At 56.0% G+C, this 19,446-nt stretch carries 15 protein-coding genes; 10 read left to right on the plus strand and 5 right to left on the minus strand.

Features of this window, described 5'->3' with window-relative positions; all coding sequences use genetic code 11:
- The first annotated feature begins 2 nt into the window (after nt 1-2).
- The gene (locus tag EJ361_RS08365; protein ID WP_126245038.1) at nt 3-749 is read left to right on the plus strand and encodes a LytR/AlgR family response regulator transcription factor; all 747 of its coding nucleotides are present in this window, start codon (nt 3-5) and stop codon (nt 747-749) included.
- A 64-nt stretch (nt 750-813) separates the two neighbouring features.
- On the opposite strand, the gene EJ361_RS08370 is transcribed toward EJ361_RS08365, so the two are convergent.
- Nucleotides 814-1,170: a hypothetical protein gene (locus EJ361_RS08370; RefSeq protein ID WP_126245039.1), complete on the minus strand. Its 357-nt coding sequence runs from the start codon at nt 1,168-1,170 to the stop codon at nt 814-816.
- Nucleotides 1,171-1,238: 68 nt separating this feature from the next.
- On the minus strand, nt 1,239-2,459 hold the full coding sequence (locus EJ361_RS08375; RefSeq protein WP_126245040.1) for a right-handed parallel beta-helix repeat-containing protein: 1,221 nt from the start codon (nt 2,457-2,459) through the stop codon (nt 1,239-1,241).
- Between the two features lie 249 nt (nt 2,460-2,708).
- Between EJ361_RS08375 and EJ361_RS08380 the strand changes: the two genes are divergently transcribed.
- From EJ361_RS08380 to EJ361_RS08415, 8 genes are all read left to right on the plus strand, one after another.
- A complete protein-coding gene (locus EJ361_RS08380) occupies nt 2,709-3,119 on the plus strand; it encodes a hypothetical protein (RefSeq protein ID WP_126245041.1) in 411 nt (136 codons plus the stop codon).
- A gap of 141 nt (nt 3,120-3,260) precedes the next feature.
- On the plus strand, nt 3,261-4,343 hold the full coding sequence (locus EJ361_RS08385; RefSeq protein ID WP_126245042.1) for an efflux RND transporter periplasmic adaptor subunit: 1,083 nt from the start codon (nt 3,261-3,263) through the stop codon (nt 4,341-4,343).
- 29 nt (nt 4,344-4,372) lie between these two features.
- A complete protein-coding gene (locus EJ361_RS08390; protein WP_126245043.1) occupies nt 4,373-7,537 on the plus strand; it encodes an efflux RND transporter permease subunit in 3,165 nt (1,054 codons plus the stop codon).
- The gene (locus EJ361_RS08395) at nt 7,530-8,957 is read left to right on the plus strand and encodes a TolC family protein (RefSeq protein ID WP_126245044.1); all 1,428 of its coding nucleotides are present in this window, start codon (nt 7,530-7,532) and stop codon (nt 8,955-8,957) included. The genes EJ361_RS08390 and EJ361_RS08395 overlap by 8 nt, the downstream gene beginning before the upstream one ends.
- Nucleotides 8,958-9,101: 144 nt before the next feature.
- Nucleotides 9,102-10,550, plus strand: a complete 1,449-nt coding sequence (locus EJ361_RS08400; protein ID WP_126245045.1) for a sulfatase-like hydrolase/transferase — start codon at nt 9,102-9,104, stop codon at nt 10,548-10,550.
- Between the two features lie 234 nt (nt 10,551-10,784).
- A complete protein-coding gene (locus EJ361_RS08405; RefSeq protein WP_126245046.1) occupies nt 10,785-13,178 on the plus strand; it encodes a TonB-dependent receptor in 2,394 nt (797 codons plus the stop codon).
- A 23-nt stretch (nt 13,179-13,201) separates the two neighbouring features.
- Nucleotides 13,202-14,449, plus strand: a complete 1,248-nt coding sequence (locus EJ361_RS08410; RefSeq protein ID WP_126245047.1) for a DUF4374 domain-containing protein — start codon at nt 13,202-13,204, stop codon at nt 14,447-14,449.
- Between the two features lie 280 nt (nt 14,450-14,729).
- Complete coding sequence (locus EJ361_RS08415) at nt 14,730-15,470, plus strand: YggS family pyridoxal phosphate-dependent enzyme (RefSeq protein WP_126245048.1); 741 nt, start codon at nt 14,730-14,732, stop codon at nt 15,468-15,470.
- A gap of 30 nt (nt 15,471-15,500) precedes the next feature.
- Here the strand turns inward: EJ361_RS08415 and EJ361_RS08420 are convergent, their stop codons facing one another.
- Together EJ361_RS08420 and EJ361_RS08425 are read right to left on the minus strand one after the other, a co-directional pair.
- Nucleotides 15,501-17,033 (minus strand): ADP-ribosylglycohydrolase family protein, encoded by a 1,533-nt coding sequence (locus tag EJ361_RS08420; protein WP_126245049.1) that lies wholly within the window; start codon nt 17,031-17,033, stop codon nt 15,501-15,503.
- A gap of 6 nt (nt 17,034-17,039) precedes the next feature.
- Complete coding sequence (locus EJ361_RS08425; RefSeq protein ID WP_126245050.1) at nt 17,040-18,218, minus strand: glucuronyl esterase domain-containing protein; 1,179 nt, start codon at nt 18,216-18,218, stop codon at nt 17,040-17,042.
- A 70-nt stretch (nt 18,219-18,288) separates the two neighbouring features.
- Between EJ361_RS08425 and EJ361_RS08430 the strand changes: the two genes are divergently transcribed.
- On the plus strand, nt 18,289-18,735 hold the full coding sequence (locus tag EJ361_RS08430; RefSeq protein WP_126245051.1) for a hypothetical protein: 447 nt from the start codon (nt 18,289-18,291) through the stop codon (nt 18,733-18,735).
- A 112-nt stretch (nt 18,736-18,847) separates the two neighbouring features.
- Here EJ361_RS08430 and EJ361_RS08435 read toward each other — a convergent pair whose 3' ends face one another.
- On the minus strand, nt 18,848-19,354 hold the full coding sequence (locus EJ361_RS08435; RefSeq protein WP_126245052.1) for a DinB family protein: 507 nt from the start codon (nt 19,352-19,354) through the stop codon (nt 18,848-18,850).
- Nucleotides 19,355-19,446 lie beyond the last annotated feature (92 nt).

The raw sequence follows: 19,446 nt of genomic DNA on the forward strand, positions 1-19,446 counted from the left end.
GCATGAAATTATACATACTCGAAGATGAAGTCCGCATTCTTCAACACCTGCTGCAGGTGGTGCAGAAAAACCCGAACGTCCAGGTAGTGGGCCATGCGGCGGATAATGCCACCGCAGCGAAGGAGATTCCCGCGCTGAAGCCAGACATCATCCTGGCCGACATCCGGTTGAAAGACGGCGACAGTTTCCGCCTTTTCCACGAGATCGGCGACACCGGTTTCCAGGTGATCTTCCTGACCGCATACGACCAGTACGCCATCCAGGCACTGAACATGGGGGCTTTCGGGTATTTGCTCAAACCCATCGACGAAAATGCGCTGTCGGCCATGCTGGACAAATGTTCCCAGCACCGCCAGCAGGAGCAGTTCGACCGCCGGCAGCTGGAGATCGCGCGGCAGCATTACGGGGCCCAGGGGGCGGGGAATGTGAAGCGGCTGGCGCTGAAACGGGTGGAATATATGGAGATCGTGTCGGTGGAAGATATCATGTATTGCAGGAGCGACAAGGGGTACACGACTTTTTACCTGACCGGCAAGCGGGAAATCCTCGTGTCGAAGGGGCTGATCGAATATGAAAATATCCTGGGGCCGGCGGGTTTTTTACGCTGCCATCAATCCTGGCTCGTCAATTTTCAGTTCGTTAAAAAATATTACCGGGAAGGTTATCTGCAGATGGAGAACAACGAGCAGATCCCCGTGAGCAGCCGCAAGCGCGAAGAGGTGCTGAAGTTTTTGGAGAATATATCGTAAGTCTTGCCCTGAAATAACAAAGGCCCGCCATAAAAAGCGGGCCTTTGCATTATCGTTCGTAAGGCTATTTCCCAAGGAAATTCCCTGGCAGCCGCATGCCCTGTTCATCGTTCAGCACTTTTTCCATAGCGTTTTGCAGCGGTTTGGGAATGGCGTTTTTGATTTCGGGGGACAGCTGTTGCAGGAGTTCGTGGAAATCGTCGTCTTCATCGTAATAACCGAAGTACAGGAAATAGTCGTCGGCGCCGTAGGCACGGAGGGAAATCTCATTGTCATCCTCGGTGTGGGTGGAGATGACGGACCACTGTTCGCTGTCGTTGTAATCGTATCGGATGTCGAATGTTTTTTTACCAAGCGTTTCCGCGATGAGGTTTTCTACCATTTCGCCGGCCTGGTTTTTCACCATGTCTTCGTAATTCATAAAAAGCTTTCTTGTAGATCGAAGTTAAGGGAATTCTTACTGAATGAGAAGTGCCCGGCAGACGTTAACTAAGGCTTTACCTCAAAAGCGCCGACAGACGGGGCGGAACGGAAAGCGTTGCCCAGGTGGTCGGACAGTGGTGAAGGATTGGCCGAGCCGGCACCGGCGGCGGGGCTTGCGGGAAGGATGGAGAAATCGCCGGATGGGGGATGGGCGAACTGCGGATCTTTTCCGTACACGCCGCCGGGCTCGGCTGCGGGTAGTTGCGGGCCTTGCCATTGGCGGTTAGTGGCATGGTACCAGAGGTTGTGGGAAAAGACGAAGGTTTCGGGGGAAGTGCCGGCGCCGGTGCTGCAGGGGGTGCGCAACTGATCGTCTACATAAATAATATTGTTGCGGAATACATTCCGGGCGCATTTCGCAAAACGGACGGTGTCTTTGTTTTCCTGGAGAATGCGGATGGCCCAGCGGCGCGGTAGATAAATGGTATTATGCATCACTTCCGAATCGGTACATCCTACGAAAGCCACGGGAACGTCTGACCCCTCGAACACGCATGCCCGAACGGTTAACCGCGTGGCTTCCGCCCCTGCATCGGCGGGCCTGAAGAAAGCGGCGCCCGTGCTGCCGCCGAGGTTGACGGCCCGGCTGCCCGCATTCCTGAAGTGGGAGGCTTCCACAATAATGTGGCTGCTGCCGCCTTTCATCTGGAGCGCGTTGGCGCCGAGGTCCGCGAACCGGCATCTGACGATCCGTCCATCATGACAGCCGACCATATCTACACCGCTGCCGCCCCGGGCGCCGTTTTCAAATACGCAGCCCTCGATCGTGAAGTCCCGGACGCCGGATAATTTGAGGAGATCGTTATTGCCTTGCGCCGCGATGTCGCGGAAAACGCAATGCCGGAAATAGATGTGATGCGCCGGGGAATCCGGACGGGCGCCATCGTCGAAATTGATTCCGTTGCCGGTTTGTCGGGAAAACACGATCCCTTCGACGCGGAGCCACGCGATGCTGCTGGCGTGCCATGCGGAAGTGCCGCCGCGGAAAATCACGCTGCCGGGGCTTTCGGCCAGGATGGAGACCCACCGGCCCGGGGAGCCCTTCAATCCGCTCAGGTCCACATCGCCCGGGTACACGCCGTTATGTATCAAAATGGTGTCTCCCGGAACGGCCGCTTCCGCCGCTTCCGCCAGTTGCGCATAGCGCTGCCCATGCCCCGTGTGGAGCACCGCCGCAGCGGATGGCTGCATCGCAACGGTCATCACCAAACAAAATATCAAACGCATAATAATTCGGGATCAACTAAAAATAATCCAAAAATCAACCGTTTCAAATAAGCATGTGGATAACATCTTAATCATATTAAAAATATGGAAATATATCTTTTAATGCATTTTTAAGGAAAAATTAATGTGGATTTGGAGGAAACAGTTTGCAGTTTGCCGGCAATCCCATTAATTTTACACCCGTTCGCCTAAAAACCGATTATGGTCCCGGGCGGGATTCATCAAACTGGCACGACAATAAATAGTCTAATGACACGATTGTTGATCGGATTCATGCTCACTGCGTATATGCTCCTGTTGGGAGGATATTCGCATTCCTGCTGCCAGGCCGCCCGTTTTTCCCCCGGAAAATATTTTCAAAACCTCACCGCCGACGACATGCCGGCAGACACGCACTGCGAAGAAGACCAGTTCACTCCATCCACCCCGCCAGACGCGCGCGAAGGCTTCGAAAAAACGAAGGCGGTGGAGATCCAGGAAGATGAAGACGCGCAGAACTTCCGCAAACAACAGCTATTCTGCAAGATCCTCATCACCGCCATCTTCACGGACGTCAACCGGCTCCCTTCCATCTCCCCACAACTTCCATTACCTTTTTGCCAACATTTCTCCTACGCATCCGCCGATAAATTCATCGTGCAGCGCGTGATCAGGATTTGATCCTGACCCGCCGGCCGTTCGCGGCCGGAAAACCCTCCGTTCATATACTTCCGTAACACGACGCCGCCATGCGGACGGGCATTTTATGTGCCCGGACGGAAGCTTTATTCCATACAACCGTACCCAGATCCATTTTTTTTTATGAAGCAGATCCTCATATTGTCGGGCCTATGCGCCCTCCTGTGCCATACCGGCTGCCATCCGAAAGAAGAACATCACGAAGAAAATGCAAAATTGCTCGTGACCAGCCCGCTGACGACAGACACCACCATTACCCGTGAGTTCGTTTGCCAGATCAAATCCATCCGCAACATCGAAGTGAGGGCCCAGGAAAAGGGGTATCTCCAGGAGGTGCTGGTAGACGAAGGGCAGCACGTGCGCGCCGGCCAGCTGCTGTTCCGCATCATGCCGAAATTGTACGAAGCCGAGGCGCTGAAGGCGGAAGCCGAGGCGCAGGCGGCGGAAATCGAAGTGCAGAACACCAAATCGCTTGCCGATAAGAACGTGGTGTCGAAAAATGAACTGGCCATGGCCAACGCAAAATTGAAAAAAGCCAATGCCGAGCTCGCCCTCGCCAAGGTCCACCTCGCATTTACGGAGATCCGCGCGCCGTTCGACGGGATCATCAACCACCTCGATATGAAGCTCGGCAGCCTCGTGGAAGAGGGCGACCTGCTCACCAGCCTGTCAGACAACAGCAAGATGTGGGTATATTATAATGTGTCTGAAGCGGAATACCTGAATTACGCATCCAGCGCCAAGTCCAAAGAGAAATCGCAGGTGCAGCTCCGGATGGCCAACAAGAATATTTTCCAGCACCCTGGCGTGGTGGAAACCATCGAGGCCGAATTCAACAACGAAACCGGCAATATCGCCTTCAGGGCAACTTTCCCGAATCCGGAGGGGCTCCTCCGCCATGGGGAAACCGGCACCATCCTCGTGCGCGAGCAACTGAAAAACGCGGTGATCATCCCGCAGAAAGCCACGCTCGAGATCATGGACCGCAAATACGTCTATGTGGTAGACAACAACAATACCGTTCAGCTGAAACCCGTGACCATCGGTGCAGAAATGCCCGACCTGTTCGTTGTGAGCGACGGTTTGAAAGGCAACGAAAAAATCCTGCTCGAAGGGTTGCGGAAGGTGAAGAACAACGACAGGATCGCGTACGACTTCGAAGCGCCCGCCAAAGTGATCTCCCAGCTGGTGCTGCCGTCTGAATGATACATAGACCTTTTAAAACAGACTAACGAATGTTCAACATATTCATGAAAAGGCCGGTCTTCGCGATCGTTATCTCCGTATTCATCATCTTTCTCGGAGTACTGGCCATCAATACCCTGCCCACGTCGCAGTTCCCCTCCATCGCGCCGCCGCGCGTGATCGTGAGCGTGGCCTACCCGGGCGCCAGTGCCGACGTGCTCGTGCAGTCGGTCCTCATCCCCATGGAAAAAGCCGTGAACGGCGTTCCCGGGATGAAATACATGACCTCCGATGCCGTAAGCGCCGGTGAAGCCAACATCCAGGTGGTGTTCGAGCTGGGGACAGATCCCAACCAGGCCGTGGTAAACGTGAAAAACCGTATCGAGCAGGTAACCAGCCGGTTGCCGGAGCTCGTGCAGCGCGAAGGCATCATCGTCAATATCCTCCAGCCCAACATGCTCATGTACGTGAACGTGTACAGCAAAGATCCCAAGGCCGACGAGAACTTCCTTTACAACTACGCCAATATCAACATCCTGCAGGAGCTGCGCAGGGTGAAAGGGATCGGCAGCGCCCAGATCCTCGGCAGCCGCCAGTACGCCATGCGCATCTGGCTCAAACCCGACAGGATGCGCGCCTACAACGTGTCTACCGAAGAAGTGATGGAAGCCCTGTCTACCCAAAGCATCATCGGCTCGCCCGGCCGCCTCGGCCGGAGCGATGGCAAGCGTTCCGAAGCACTGGAATACGTGCTCACCTACCAGGGCCGCTACAATAAGCCGGAACAGTACCAGGACGTGATCATCCGTGCCAGTTCCGAAGGAAAGCTGCTTTATCTGAAAGATGTAGCCGATGTGGAATTCGGGAGCGAGTTCTATGACATCTATTCCAACCTGAACGGCCATCCCTCCGCGGCGATCGTGCTGAAGCAAACCTACGGCAGCAACGCCAGCGAAGTGATCAGGGATATCAAAGCGAAACTGGCATCCATCAAGGGCGATTTTCCGCCGGGTATGGATTATGAGATCAGCTACGACGTTTCCTCCTTCCTCGACGCATCCATCGAAAAAGTGTTGCACACCCTCGGCGAGGCGTTCATCCTCGTAGCCATCGTGGTGTTCATCTTTTTGGGCGACTGGCGTTCCACGCTCATTCCCACGCTGGCGGTGCCAGTTTCGCTGGTGGGCGCGTTCTTCTTTATGCAGGTGTTCGGCCTTACCATCAACCTCATCACGCTTTTTGCGCTGGTACTGGCGATCGGGATCGTGGTGGATAACGCCATCGTAGTGATCGAGGCGGTACACGCCAAAATGGAGGAAGAGAACCTGTCGCCATACGCGGCCACCTACAAAGTGGTGCATGAGATCAGCGGGGCCATCGTGGCCATTACGTTTGTGATGGCGGCGGTATTTATTCCCGTGGCGTTCATGTCGGGCCCGGTTGGGATTTTCTACCGGCAGTTCGCCATCACCATGGCCACTTCGATCGTCCTGTCTGGTGTGGTGGCGCTGACGCTGACGCCGGTGCTTTGTGCGATGATCCTCAAAAACAATCATGGCAAGCCGAAAAAGAAGAATCCCATCGACCTGTTCATCGACGGTTTCAACCGCTTGTTCGGTAAGCTGACCGGCCGTTACGAAAAGCTCCTCCGTGCCATCGTGAGCCGCCGGGTCATCACCTGGGCGGTACTCGTGGCGTGCTGCGCGGGGATTTTCGGGATTTCCCGGAAACTTCCTTCCGGTTTCATTCCCAACGAAGACCAGGGCATGATCTACGCCATCATCCAGACGCCTCCCGGCTCCACGCTCGAACGTACCAACGAGATTGCGCGGAAGCTCCAGGAGATCGCCGAGAAAGTGGACGGCATCCGCTCCGTTTCCGCACTGGCCGGTTATGAAGTGTTGACGGAAGGGCGCGGCTCCAACGCCGGTACCTGCCTGATCAACCTGAAAGGCTGGTCGGAACGTAAACACAACGTCACCGAGATCATCGAGGAGCTGGAAGAAAAAGCGAAGGAGATCCCCGGCGCCACGATCGAATTCTTCGGCCCGCCGGCCGTTCCGGGATACGGTGCCGCGGGCGGTTTCGCCATGCGCCTGCTCGACAAGACCAATAACGACGACTACAAGGAGCTCGAAAAAGTGAACGACCAGTTCATGGAAGCCCTCGGCAAGCGCAAGGAGCTGACAGGGCTGTTCACTTTCTTCAGCGCCAACTATCCGCAATACGAGCTCCAGATCGATAACAAAGCTGCCATGCAGAAGGGTGTTTCCATCGGCAAGGCCATGGATAACCTGTCGATCTTGATCGGTAGTACGTACGAACTGGGTTTCGTACGGTTCGGTACCGCTTTGAAAGTGTACGTCCAGGCTTCGCCGGAATACCGCGCTTTGCCCGACGATCTGATGAAACTGTACGTGAAGAACGACCACGACGAAATGGTGCCGTATTCGGCTTTCATGTCGGTCCGGAAAACGCACGGCCTGAACGAGATCACGCGGTATAACATGTACACGTCGTCTGCCATCCGCGGCGAACCCGCGGCGGGCTACAGTTCCGGTGAGGCCATCAAGGCGATCCAGGAAGTGGCGGCGCAGGTATTGCCGCGCGGGTACGATATCGACTGGGAAGGGTTGTCGAAAGACGAGTCTGAGCGCGGGAACGAGGCGCTGTACATCTTCCTCATCGTACTGGCGTTCGTTTACCTGATCCTGGCTGCGCAATACGAGAGCTTCATCCTGCCGCTGGCGGTGGTGCTGTCGTTACCTGCGGGCGTGTTCGGCGCGTTTTTCCTCGTGAAGATGATGGGCCTGGCCAACGACATTTATGCGCAGGTAGGATTGGTGATGCTGGTGGGCCTGTTGGGCAAGAACGCGGTGCTGATCGTGGAGTTTGCCGTGCAGAAACACCGTTCCGGCATGTCGGTGCTGGACGCGGCGATCGAAGGGGCGCGGGTGCGTTTCCGACCCATCCTCATGACGTCGCTGGCGTTCATCGCCGGTTTGATACCGCTGGTGTTTGCCACGGGCCCCGGCGCCATCGGTAACCGGACCATCGGCGCGGCTTCGGCCGGCGGGATGCTGATCGGTACCATCGGCGGGGTGCTCGTCATCCCCGGACTGTATTACATCTTCGGCCGGATCGCCGAAAAGCGCAAGCTCATCCGCGACGAAGAAGAAAATCCATTAACAGAAGAACTCGAACACAATGTTTAATCGCAGAACTATTACATACATCGCCATCGGCTGCGCGAGCCTGGGCTACACGGCATGCAGGATCCCCGCCATCACGGGGAAGGAGGCAGACAAGAACCTGCCGGCGGCCTTCAACAGCGCGCCCGGCGCCAGCAGCGCGGCGGTGCAATGGAAAGAATTTTTTGCCGATGCGGAATTGTCGGCCCTCATCGATACCGCGCTGCAGCGCAACCAGGAACTGAACATCGTGCTGCAGGAAATCGAGATTTCGCGGAACGAAGTGCGTGCCCGGAAAGGCGAATACCTGCCTTCCGTGGCGCTGCGCGCCGGCGCCGGCGTGGAAAAAGTGGGCCGCTACACCAGCCAGGGCGCCAACGATGCCAATACCGAGATCAAGGAAGGAAAGGAAATGCCCGAACCCCTGGGCGACTTCCTCGTGGGCGCGTTCGCCAGTTGGGAAGTGGATATCTGGCACAAGCTCCGCAACGCCAAAAACGCCGCGGCAGCGCGGTACCTGGCGTCTGTGGAAGGGCGGAACTTCGTGGTGACGAACCTCATCGCCGAAATCGCCGCTTCGTATTACGAACTGCTGGCGCTCGACAAGCAACTGGAGATCCTCGACCAGAACATCGCCATCCAGCGCAATGCGCTCAACATCGTGAAACTCCAGAAGGAAGCCACCCGCGTAACGGAACTGGCGGTCCGGAAGTTTGAAGCGGAAGTGCTGCGGACGCAAAGCCTCCGGTTCGACATCCTCCAGCGCATCACCGAAACCGAAAACAAGATCAACTTCCTTTGCGGCCGATATCCGCAATCGGTCCGCAGGAACGACGCGGCTTTCGGAACAGCCTCCGCCAAAGTGGCCGCAGGCCTTCCTGCCGATCTGCTGGCCAACCGCCCCGATATCCGCCGGGCGGAACTGAACCTGGCCGCCGCGAAGCTCGACGTAAAATCCGCCCGCGCGCAGTTTTATCCTTCCCTGGGCATCACGGCGGGCGTGGGGTACAGGGCTTTCAATCCATCGTACCTCGTCAAAACACCGGAATCGCTCCTGTATTCGATCGCGGGAGACCTGGTGGCGCCGCTGGTGAACAGGAACGGCATCAAGGCGGCATACCTCAATGCCAATGCGAAGCAGGTACAGTCGGTGTACGAATACGAGAAAACGATTTTGAACGCATATGTGGAAGTGGTCAACCAGTTGTCGAAAATCGGCAATCTCGATAAGCGATTCGGGTTGCAGGCCAAACAGGTGGATGCGCTTACACAATCCATCGAGATATCGAACAGCCTCTTCACTTCCGCCCGGGCGGATTACATGGAAGTGCTCATGACCCAGCGCGATGCGCTGGAGTCGAAATTTGAGCTGATCGAAACGCAACTGCAGCAGATGCAGGCGCTGGTGGGCGTTTACCGCGCGCTGGGTGGCGGTTGGAAATAATAAGCTTGAAAAACCCGGTAAACAGGCTCCGCGCAGTTGTGCGGGGCCTGTTTCGTTTGGGGCAGGCAAGAAATTACCGCATTTGGGGAAGATATTATTATGATGTTTCGTGCTTCTTGAATAGTTTGACGGTAAATTGTAGCCATGGTTTCAGGGTTTTCCCGCCTTCTGCTGGCGGTTTTTTTGTTGACGGGGACGGTTTTGCGCGCGCAGTCGCCCAGGCGGTCCAATGTGTTGGTTTTACTGACAGACGATCAGCGGTTCAATACGGTCCGGGCGCTGGGGAACGCGGAAATCCACACCCCGAATATGGACCGGCTCGTGAAAAGCGGTACCGTGTTTACCCAGGCGCACATCATGGGATCATTGGGCGGCGCGGTTTGCGCACCCAGCAGGGCCATGCTGCTCACATCACGGCCGGTGTTCGGCGTGCATGAAGACGGCGGCGTGATCCCGGCTTCGGAGAAAACCTTCGCCGAGGTGTTCCGCGAATCCGGCTACCAGACCTTCTCTTCGGGCAAGTGGCATAGCGATCACGCATCCTTCAACCGTTCTTTCGCTTCGGGCGATAATATCTTCTTCGGCGGTATGCATACGGAAAAGGAAGGCGGCCACTGGAAGCCGAAACTCCATCACTACGATCCTTCCGGAACATACAAATCTCCATTTACCGGCAACGATTTTTCTTCCGTGTGCTACGCCAACGCAGCGATCGAATTCATCCGGAAGCCACGGCAGGAGCCGTTCCTCATGTACGTCGCGTTTACGGCGCCCCACGATCCGCGGACTCCGCCAGCCGAATACCTGCGCCTGTACGATACGGCGAAAATCAGTCTGCCGGGCAACTTCATGGCCAAACATCCTTTCGATAACGGCGAGCTGACCGTCCGCGATGAAATGCTCCTGGCTACGCCCCGCAACCCTGCGGAAGTGAAGCTGGAAATTGCGAAATATTACGCCATGATCAGCGAGGTAGACCATGAGATCGGGCGGGTGCTGGATGCGCTCAAGGCCAGCGGACAATACGAAAATACCATCATCGTGCTGGCGGGAGACAACGGGCTGGCCGTGGGGCAGCACGGGCTGCTGGGCAAACAGAACCTGTACGACCATTCCATGCGCGTGCCGCTGATCTTCTCCGGGCCGGGCATTCCGGCGGATAAACGCGTGGATGCGTATTGCTACCTGACCGATTTGTTCCCGACATTGTGCAAACTCACCGGCTTGCAACAACCCGCTACGGTAGAAGGGATTTCGCTGGACGGGGCGTTTACGTCATCCCGCTTCTCCGGCCGCGACCGGCTGTTCATCACCTACTCCAACCTCCAGCGTGCGATCGTGAAAGACGGGATGAAGCTCATTGTGTATAATGTGAACGGGCAACATCCCGTTCAATTGTTCGACCTGAAGAAAGACCCGCTGGAAAAGAATAACCTGGCGAATATGAAAGCGTATGGGAAAAAGGTCAAGGAGCTGCGCACTTTGCTGCAAGGCGAAATGCACCGGTACGGGGATTTCTGCGATTTTTCGAAAGCAGGATGGGGATGGCCGGGGAAATTGAAATGGGAAGATGCGAAACGGATCAACCCGTAACAACCATACTACCTGGTTCGGGGGCTGTCTATCTGGACGGCCCTTTTTCGTGAGTGCGTAGCCGTGAGAACGGTATTTCCGCATCGCGCAAATAGTTTTCCTATTTCGATCATGTGTTAAAGTTTTCCTTGCGCAACTTTGCCCCTTCAAACTAAAGCATAAAAAAGCCGCACAGCGCCAACTGTACGGCTATCCACCTTTCGGCGGAGCTTTCAATCGATCAAATTTCAAGCGATGCAATATAAGCAAATATTGTTAACGGGGCTGCTATGCCTGTTCGTTTTCAGCCTGTGGGCGCAGCAATCCGCGTCCGTTTCGGGAACGGTGAAAGACAGTGAGGGCGCACCTGTTCCGGGAGCGTCCGTAAGAGTAAGCGGCTCCCGGTTGGGGGCTTCCGCCGGTGAGCAGGGCGCCTGGTCTCTTCCCGGCCTCAAACCCGGGACCTATACCCTGGAATTCTCCGCAGTGGGGTTTTCGCGGACCGAAAAAACGGTGCGCCTCCAGCCGGGCGAGAAAGCCGTGGTCGATGTGGTGCTGAGCCGGAAGGCGGCGCAAGTGAAGGAAGTGAACGTGACGGGGCTTACCGCCAACCAGCAGGTGAACCGCCAGGCGTATGCCGTTACTTCCATCGACGCAAAACCGCTGCACAACAGCTCGCAAGACCTCAACCAGGTACTCGGTAAAACGGCCGGCGTGCGGGTGCGGGAAGACGGCGGGCTGGGCTCCGGTTTCAACTTTTCCCTCAACGGGTTTTCCGGCCGGCAGGTAAAGCTCTTCCTCGACGGCATCCCCATGGACAATTTCGGTTCTTCGCTCACGCTGAACAACATTCCCATCAACCTCGCCGACCGGATCGAAGTATATAAAGGCGTAGTGCCTATCTGGCTGGGCGCGGATGCGCTGGGTGGCGCGGTGAACGTGGTCACCAATTCCAAAACGCAACGCTATCTCGACGTGTCCTGGTCCTACGGATCGTTCAACACCCACCGCAGCGCCGTGAGCGCGGGGTATACCGGTGAGAAAACGGGGTTCACGGTGCTGGGGAACTTCTTCCAGAACTATTCCGATAACAATTACCGGGTGCATACCGGCGTTACCGACCTCAACACGCTGATCATCGGCCCGGAGCAGCGCCTCCGCAGGTTCCACGACCGGTACAGATCGGAAGCCGCGCAGGTGGAAATAGGCGTCACCGGTAAGCGGTACGCCGACAAACTGCTGCTCGGTATCATCCTGTCGCAAAACGACCGCCAGATTCAGACCGCTGCGCAGATGTCGAAAGTGTTCGGCGGCTGGGACCAGCGGAGCAACACCATCATGCCCACGCTGAAGTATAAGAAGACGGACCTTTTCGTGAAGGGGCTCGACTTCAACCTCTACGGCAGCTACAACTTCGGCAGCACACGCAACGTAGATACGCTGAACCGCGTCTACAACTGGGCCGGCGATTACAAAGACAATACCTTCAACGAACAGGGGCAATACGTACCCGGCGGCGAAAACAGCAGGAGCCTGTACAAATTCTCCAACAACCTCGCCATCGCCAATGCCAGCCTGGGTTACAACATCGGCGCCGGGCATTCGGCCGGCGTCAATTATACATTCACCAACTTCGACCGCGAAGGCCGCGATCCGCTCAAGCCCAACGAGGAAGCGTACGAGACACCGCAGCAGCTTCGTAAATCGGTGCTGGGCCTGGGGTATAAGTATGATTATAAAGACAGGTGGTCTACTTCGGTGTTCGTCAAGGAATACTTCGTGAAAGGCAGATCCGCGCAGCGGGTGGATATCTATACCAATCCGCATTGGGAACCCATCTACAACGATCTGTCCAAAACCGGCTACGGCGTGGCTTCGGCGTATTACCTGCTCCCTTCGCTCCAGCTGAAGCTTTCCTACGAAAAAACATACCGGCTGCCGGAAGGCGACGAGATGTTCGGCGACGGCGTCAACCATGTCGCGAACAAGAACCTTCGACCGGAAAGCAGCGATAACGTGAATGTTGGCGCCGTGTTCGCCCGGAAGTTCGGTGAGCGCCACCGGCTGATGGTGGAAGGCAATTTCGTGCTGCGCGATGCGGAAGACTTCATTCGCGTAGACCTCGTGGATACCCGCACGCAGTCCGTAAACGTGCGCGGGGTGAGGAACACGGGTGTGGATGCGGATATCAGGTATGCGTACCGTGAAGTGTTTACCGCCGCCGTTAATGCCACCTATCAACACCTCATCAACACCACCCGCTACGAAACGCCCGGCAGCAATGTGGAAAGCGCTATTTACAAAGATCAGATCCCCAACATCCCGTACCTCTTCGGCAACCTGGACCTCGGCGTGAAATTCAAGAAAGCCGGTTTTTCACACGCCCGGCTCGGGTTGAATTATCACCTGAATTATGTACACGCTTATTATCTCAAATGGCCCAGTCTGGGCTACAGTTGGGAAAAGAACGAAGTGCCGCAGCAGCTTTCGCACGACGTTTCCGCCACCTACACCCTCAAAAACGGGAAGTATAACCTATCGTTCGAATGCCGCAACCTGACAGACGAGCGCCTGTACGACAACTTCCTCATGCAAAAGCCCGGGCGCGCTTTCTACGTGAAACTCCGCTACTTCCTGAGTAAATATTAATCTAACATATAGACCATAAAAACATGAGAAAAGTACAACTTTTGATGCCGGCCCTGGCGGCCGCCATCGCCATCGCCATCGCCGCCTCGTCGTGCTCCAAAAGCGACAAGAACGTGAACCCGGACGACCTGGTGAACCCGGACAACAGCACCTTCGTGATCGCCGTGACGGCGGAAGGCAGTTCTTCCGAAGCCACCGATTACGTATTGCAAAGCAAAGACCTCATGACGGGTGTGATCACACCGGTAGGGCAGGGCATCGAGCAGAAAAGCTACCGCATGTACGAATTGGTGGGCAAAACACTGCTGAGCATCACTTACCAGGGCACCAACGTAGTGCCGGGGTACGCGCTGAACGATAAAGGCATCCTTTCCAAAAAGAACGGCGAATTCTCCATCCTCCGCCTCCATGCCCGCGGGGTGGTAGACCAGGACAGGATGTTCGGCATGTACTGCCCGCGCGACGGATCGGCCGAAGCCACTTTCTACGAAATCAATGCCACCAGCATGAGCGTGGCCCGGCAGGCGAAGATCAACGTTTTCCAGACCGCCAACAACTGGAAGGAATGGGCGTACTTTAATGACGTTCGGATGGTCGGCGGAAAAGTGTTCGCGCCTTTCTTCCAGATCAAGAACTCCGGTTTCGATACGCAATACACGGATTCCGCCTACCTCGCCATTTTCTCCTACCCCGACCTGAAACTGGAAAAAGTGATCAGGGACGAGCGCACCGGCACTTTGGGCCGTTATGCCAGCAACGATGTGCTGAGTATTACGGAAAGCGGTGACGTGTACACCTATTCCGCCGCGGGCGCCATCGCCGCGGGGAGCGCACCTTCCGCCAAGCCCTCGGGCATTCTGCGCATCAAAAACGGCACCACCGATTTCGACAAGGATTACTTCTTCAATATCGAAACAGCTACGGGCGGCTACAAACTCTGCGGCATGAAATACATTGGCGGCGGCAAAGCCCTCGCGCAGATTTTTAGCTTCAAAGACCACGTTGCCGGCGATAAATGGACGAACCGCGACTGCCGGCTCGCCATCATCGACCTCGCTGCCAAAACCATCACCAACGTGACAGACGTTCCCCTTCACACCGGCGGCGGGTTGCAGTACGGCTGTGTGATCGACAAAGGCCTGGCTTACCTGCATGTTCAGAATGCGGATGGCATCTACATTTACAAGGTGGACCTCGCTACCGCCAAAGGCACGAAAGGCGCCAAGGTGCAGGGCAAAGCGGTGATGGGCCTTTTCAAAATGACGAAATAGCATTTTTCACACCGATCGATATATAATAATGGAACACCGGGGCCGCGGCACTTTGCCACGGCCCCGGTGTTTTTGGATGGATAGTCAAATTTTCGGACTTCATCATCTGGACTACCTCGATTCTCGATTCTGGACCGGTCGATGCATCCGGCAGCGGTGTACATTTGTGATGTGACGCATGCTGCCCGATAGCTATACAATTCAAGGCAGCACTGATATTTCCTCATCGCTGAAGTCCCGATCGCAGGTCGGGCTTCGGCCGTTTACATTTTGCACCAGCATGAAAGAAGATATCCTCCACCAGATCGCCATCATAGAAAATCGCATCGCCGGTGCCTGTGTAGCCGCCGGCAGGGACCCGAAAGACGTGCGCCTTCTCCTCGCTACCAAAACCGTTCCGCCCGATCGCATCCGGATGGCGCTGGAAGCCGGCCGTACATTGATCGCCGAGAATAAAATTCAGGAGCTGAAAGAGAAATTCACGGCGCTGGAAGACATTCCCCACGAAAATCATTTCATCGGCCATCTCCAGACCAACAAGATCAGGGATTTGCTGAAGTATAACGTGTCGTGCCTGCAGTCGCTCGACCGGTTAGACCTTGCCGAAAAGCTCCATCAGCGCTTGCAATCCGAAAACAGAACGATGGGGGTGCTCATCCAGGTCAACACTTCCGGCGAAGCCAGCAAATTCGGCGTGGAGCCCGCCCTGGCGCTCGATCTCGTTCGGAGCGTAGCACAACTGAAAACTTTGCGGATAAAGGGTTTGATGACGATCGGGCTGCTTAGCCCGGAACCCGGAAAAGTGCAGGACTGCTTCCGGTTGCTGCGGAATTTGCGCAATAGCATCCGCGCGCAGGGGATCGATGGGGTGGATATGAACGAACTGTCGATGGGCATGAGCGGCGACCTGGAAATGGCCATCGCCGAGGGCGCCACCATTGTGCGGGTGGGGACGGCCATTTTCGGGCAGCGGCCTACGCCGGATAGTTTTTACTGGAATGAAAATACCACCGTGAAATAAAAGCGGCGCCTGTATTGGCGCCGCCCGAATTTAGTTCTTAACCGGAGGATGGGAGAATACCAGCGCTTCCGTCACATTGACCTTGGCGCCGTCTGCCGGGTTCTTCCAGCGAAGGGAAGCCGTGTGGTTCCCTGCCGGCAATGCGAAAGCGTAGGCCACTTCGTTGCAGCGGGTGGTGAGACTGGCGGGCAGGCGTACGGATTTCGCTAATTTACCGTCGATGAGCAAATCCACTTCCGCGGCATAGCTTTGATCGCCCTGCACATATCCCTTGATAACGATCCCTTTCCCATCGAACCGGATCGGCTCCGTATGTTGTACCAGTTTATGGACAGGGATTTTTTGGGAGGGATGGTGGCTGTTGAAGCCCTGTTCCAGCCTTACCGCTCTGGGCGGCTGGTAAGCGATCGTAACCGCATCATCACCAACTTTCCCTTTATTTGCCCGGATCACCTGCAGCGCATGTTCGTAACTCATTTTATAGAGATCGTTGAGCGATGCGGTGGTGTACACGAAATCCCGGTCTTCCACGACTTTCAGCGCCTGCAAAAATTTCTCCGGGATGTTGCTGTACCCGATCATCGTGCCCAGGATCCCCGCTGCGGAGGCGGGGTTGCAGTCCGCATCCTGCCCGCATCGCATGGAAATGTCCATCGTTCTGGTGAAATCTCCGCCGCCATACAATAATCCGATGAGGATGTACGCGGAATTCACCGTGGCGTCGATGTTGAGATCGGCTTGATACCCGTCCGGACAATACAGGTCTTCGTTCCAGTTACGCGCAACTTCGGCCCAGGCCTGCTTCCAGTCGTCGGGATGCTTTTTGTGCGTGGCGATGACGGCTTCCATGCATTTGCGGTATTTGCTTTGTGCTGGAATGGTTTTCAGCGCCTCGGTCACGATCCACTGGATGTCGTCCGATACGAACGCCAGCGAATACATGGCCGCTACGTACACGCCGCCGTACCATCCGTCGCCGTAATTCATGATGTGCCCGATGCTGTCGCAAATGATGCTGGATGTATTGGGCATTCCCGGCGACATAAGCCCTGCAAAGTCGGCTTCGATCTGGAAATCGATATCGTCTGCATGCGGATTGTTCATCCAGTGCCCGCTTGCCGGCGCCTTGATGCCATTCAGTACGTTATAGCGTGCGGCCTGGTTGGCGTGCCACAGCGGATACGACGCATGGGCCACTGCGTTGGCGAAGGAATCCACCGGTGCGCTCAGACCGTGTTTTTCGAAGACTTCCACGAAGGTGAGGTCCATATACACATCGTCGTACAGGCCGGGGAAACTGTCGTACCAATGTTGAATGCTTCCGTTGTCCCATTGCACGGGAATGTTATCGGGGACCATGACGCCGTTGTACCGGAATTCGAAATGCCCGCCGTAGGTGCAGCCGATGGTTTGGCCGGCCCATCCGCCTTTAATCTTGTCTTGCAGCGTGGCGCGGGATAGTTTCGTTTTGGGTGGAGGGATGAGGGACTCTTTTTCCCGGAAAGCCATTACAGCTGTGGCAATAGCGGCCAATAGAAGGCCGGAGAGCACGATTTTACGCATGGAATTTTATTTCTGCTTGAAATGATAGTTTGCGAATTCGAAGAAATGCCGCCAGTCGGATTCCGTCATATCGTGTTTGCCTTCGCGGTTGTGATAACCGATGGGGGAGCGTTCGATGGCCTGGTCAACGGGAGGAGGAGCGGCGGGAAGTGCAGATGTCAGCATGAAAAGCGCGTAGACTTTTTCCGCGTTTTTCAGGGCGAGGAAAGTACCGGTGGGGTCGGCCCAGAGGTCTTTCGTGGCGTTGGTGGCATATACCGGCCGCGGTGCGATGAGCGCGATGAGCATATGCTGGTCTACGGGCAGATCGTTTTCGCGGTCGTTGAATTGTTTGTAGTGATCGTTGAACCAGTGCGGGAACCGGGTATTGATGATGCGGATGCGCTCGCCGAATTGCCGGCGGGCGAGCGCGGCGCCGGTGTTTCCCGAGCAGTTGGAAATGGCGATGGCGAAGCGCTCGTCTTGCGCGGCGGCCCACAACGATGTTTTTCCTCCCCTGGAATGACCCACCAGCGCCACTTTCCTTGCATCTACCAGCGGTTCCCTTTCGAAGTAGTCCATCACCCGGGAGGCGCCCCATGCCCAGGCGCCGATGGCTTTCATGCCGTTTTTCATGCGCAGGTGATCGGGATAGAGGCGCAGCGCGCCTTCGGTGAACTTTTGTTGGTCGTCTGGCGCCAGGTCGCTCACCTGGAACGCGGCGATGGCATATCCGCTGTTGATCGCCATTTCAGCGGGCCAGAACGGGCTTTTGACGTTTCTTTCGGGATCGGTATTGCTTTTGGGGCGGTTGTTGATGAGGAGGAAAACGGGGACCGGTCCGGTGGTGTTCTTCGGGACGAAGAGCGTCAGCCCGATGGTTACCGATTGGCCGTTGCGGTACACGGTGATGCGGGTTTCTTTCATGATGGCGCGGTGGTCCATCGCAGAGGTGTTTTCCCGGAGGGTTTCGAAACGGATGGAATCCACGTCTTTTGGCATCACGCCGTACACGTTGTTTTCAAACAGCCGGAGGATTTCCGGCCGGCGCGCCGTTTCCCAGGTTTTCGCATTCCGGACCGGCTGGCCGTTCAGCAGCACGAGCGGATCGGGAAGGGTGTAAGCGGGAACGAGCGCCTCGTCGTAATTTTGCGCGAACGTGGTAGCGGAAACGAGCAGGGCCGTGAGAAAAGTAATCGTTTTCATGGTGGAATGTCCGAAAAAAGATACGGCAAATTTTCAGACATTTGCATCCACCGGACCCAAAAACACCTGCATGCATATCCGTTTCCTTGCCATCGTGGCCCTGCTGATCGTTTCCCTCCGTTCTTCCGCGCAGGAAAAACCTGTCAATTCCCTCTATGCCGGCGAAATCGACGGCAAGATCCCCGTGACCCTGTTTCTCCAGGCCACGCCGCACCCCTGCAAACCGGAAGACCATTACCAGGGTATTTACACCTACAACAAGCAGCTCGACCGCTCCAAATGGCTCATGCTGTCCATCGATTACAACGGCAAAGGCCAGTTTATCATGGTGGAAACCGGCGTGTCCGGCGTGATGATCCTCCAGAAAACAGACGAGGGTTTCTCCGGCACCTGGATTTCGCCCGACGGCAAAACCCTCCGCAAAGTCACCCTCCGGAAAAAGGACATCCCCAAAGAAAAAGAGGAATTCTACCTCGATGCGCTCGATCATACGAATTACCGGTATAACGACTGCTGATTTTCGCCAATTACAACGGCAAGCCATATATTGCTGTATCCCGGCGCACTCCACGTTCGTCGCCCAGAATACATTCCTGATGGGAGCATGCGGGGAATACGCGGTTGTTAACTCAATCGAGGAACGGCACCATTTTTTTCAGTTGGTGCGTGTGGCGGCGGGAATGGGCGGAGAGGAACGTCAGCCATTCGCGGATGGTGAGCTCGCCCAGTTGCGGGAAAGGGAAATCCAGGATGAGGAGGTCCGGATCCGAGGCGGCAATGAGTTGCAAAATCTCGTCGCGGTTGGATTGGAGGGCTTGCATCAGTTGTTCGCGGTCTTTGGGTAATTCGTCGGGCGTGATGGATTCCATTGCCTCGAATTTAGTGGTGAAATCGAGGAAAATGGAGCGGAGCACCGGCGCCAGGGCTTCAGGGTCGCGGTCTGCTACGCGGGTATTGCCGCGCAGGAGCTCGGGAACGCCGGATTCGGATTTCAGTAAATGTTGCCCCACCTGCCCGGGCGTCCAGCTGCCGGCGAAAGGAACTCGGTTCAGCTGTTCCTGCGAGAAATGGCCCAGCGCATCAAGCAGCTCGGTCGTAGACTGGTTGAAATCGGATATCAAGGATTGAGTAGTCATGCCAGTGGATTTTATATTTCAAAAGTAACCCACCGCGCTTTCCGGGAAACTGTGCATACGGGACAATCTTGCGGGGCTTTTGTGACATCGGG

Source organism: Chitinophaga rhizosphaerae (genome assembly GCF_003958645.1).
Lineage (GTDB): Bacteria > Bacteroidota > Bacteroidia > Chitinophagales > Chitinophagaceae > Chitinophaga > Chitinophaga rhizosphaerae.

Excerpts from the sequence above, each read along its gene's own strand:
- EJ361_RS08365 (WP_126245038.1), top strand. The coding sequence starts at position 3 with ATGAAATTATACATACTCGAAGATGAAGTCCGCATTCTTCAACACCTG.
- EJ361_RS08390 (WP_126245043.1), top strand. The coding sequence starts at position 4,373 with ATGTTCAACATATTCATGAAAAGGCCGGTCTTCGCGATCGTTATCTCC.
- EJ361_RS08430 (WP_126245051.1), top strand. The coding sequence starts at position 18,289 with ATGCATATCCGTTTCCTTGCCATCGTGGCCCTGCTGATCGTTTCCCTC.
- EJ361_RS08400 (WP_126245045.1), top strand. The coding sequence starts at position 9,102 with ATGGTTTCAGGGTTTTCCCGCCTTCTGCTGGCGGTTTTTTTGTTGACG.
- EJ361_RS08385 (WP_126245042.1), top strand. The coding sequence starts at position 3,261 with ATGAAGCAGATCCTCATATTGTCGGGCCTATGCGCCCTCCTGTGCCAT.
- EJ361_RS08415 (WP_126245048.1), top strand. The coding sequence starts at position 14,730 with ATGAAAGAAGATATCCTCCACCAGATCGCCATCATAGAAAATCGCATC.
- EJ361_RS08420 (WP_126245049.1), bottom strand. The coding sequence starts at position 17,033 with ATGCGTAAAATCGTGCTCTCCGGCCTTCTATTGGCCGCTATTGCCACA.
- EJ361_RS08435 (WP_126245052.1), bottom strand. The coding sequence starts at position 19,354 with ATGACTACTCAATCCTTGATATCCGATTTCAACCAGTCTACGACCGAG.
- EJ361_RS08410 (WP_126245047.1), top strand. The coding sequence starts at position 13,202 with ATGAGAAAAGTACAACTTTTGATGCCGGCCCTGGCGGCCGCCATCGCC.
- EJ361_RS08375 (WP_126245040.1), bottom strand. The coding sequence starts at position 2,459 with ATGCGTTTGATATTTTGTTTGGTGATGACCGTTGCGATGCAGCCATCC.
- EJ361_RS08370 (WP_126245039.1), bottom strand. The coding sequence starts at position 1,170 with ATGAATTACGAAGACATGGTGAAAAACCAGGCCGGCGAAATGGTAGAA.
- EJ361_RS08380 (WP_126245041.1), top strand. The coding sequence starts at position 2,709 with ATGACACGATTGTTGATCGGATTCATGCTCACTGCGTATATGCTCCTG.
- EJ361_RS08405 (WP_126245046.1), top strand. The coding sequence starts at position 10,785 with ATGCAATATAAGCAAATATTGTTAACGGGGCTGCTATGCCTGTTCGTT.
- EJ361_RS08425 (WP_126245050.1), bottom strand. The coding sequence starts at position 18,218 with ATGAAAACGATTACTTTTCTCACGGCCCTGCTCGTTTCCGCTACCACG.
- EJ361_RS08395 (WP_126245044.1), top strand. The coding sequence starts at position 7,530 with ATGTTTAATCGCAGAACTATTACATACATCGCCATCGGCTGCGCGAGC.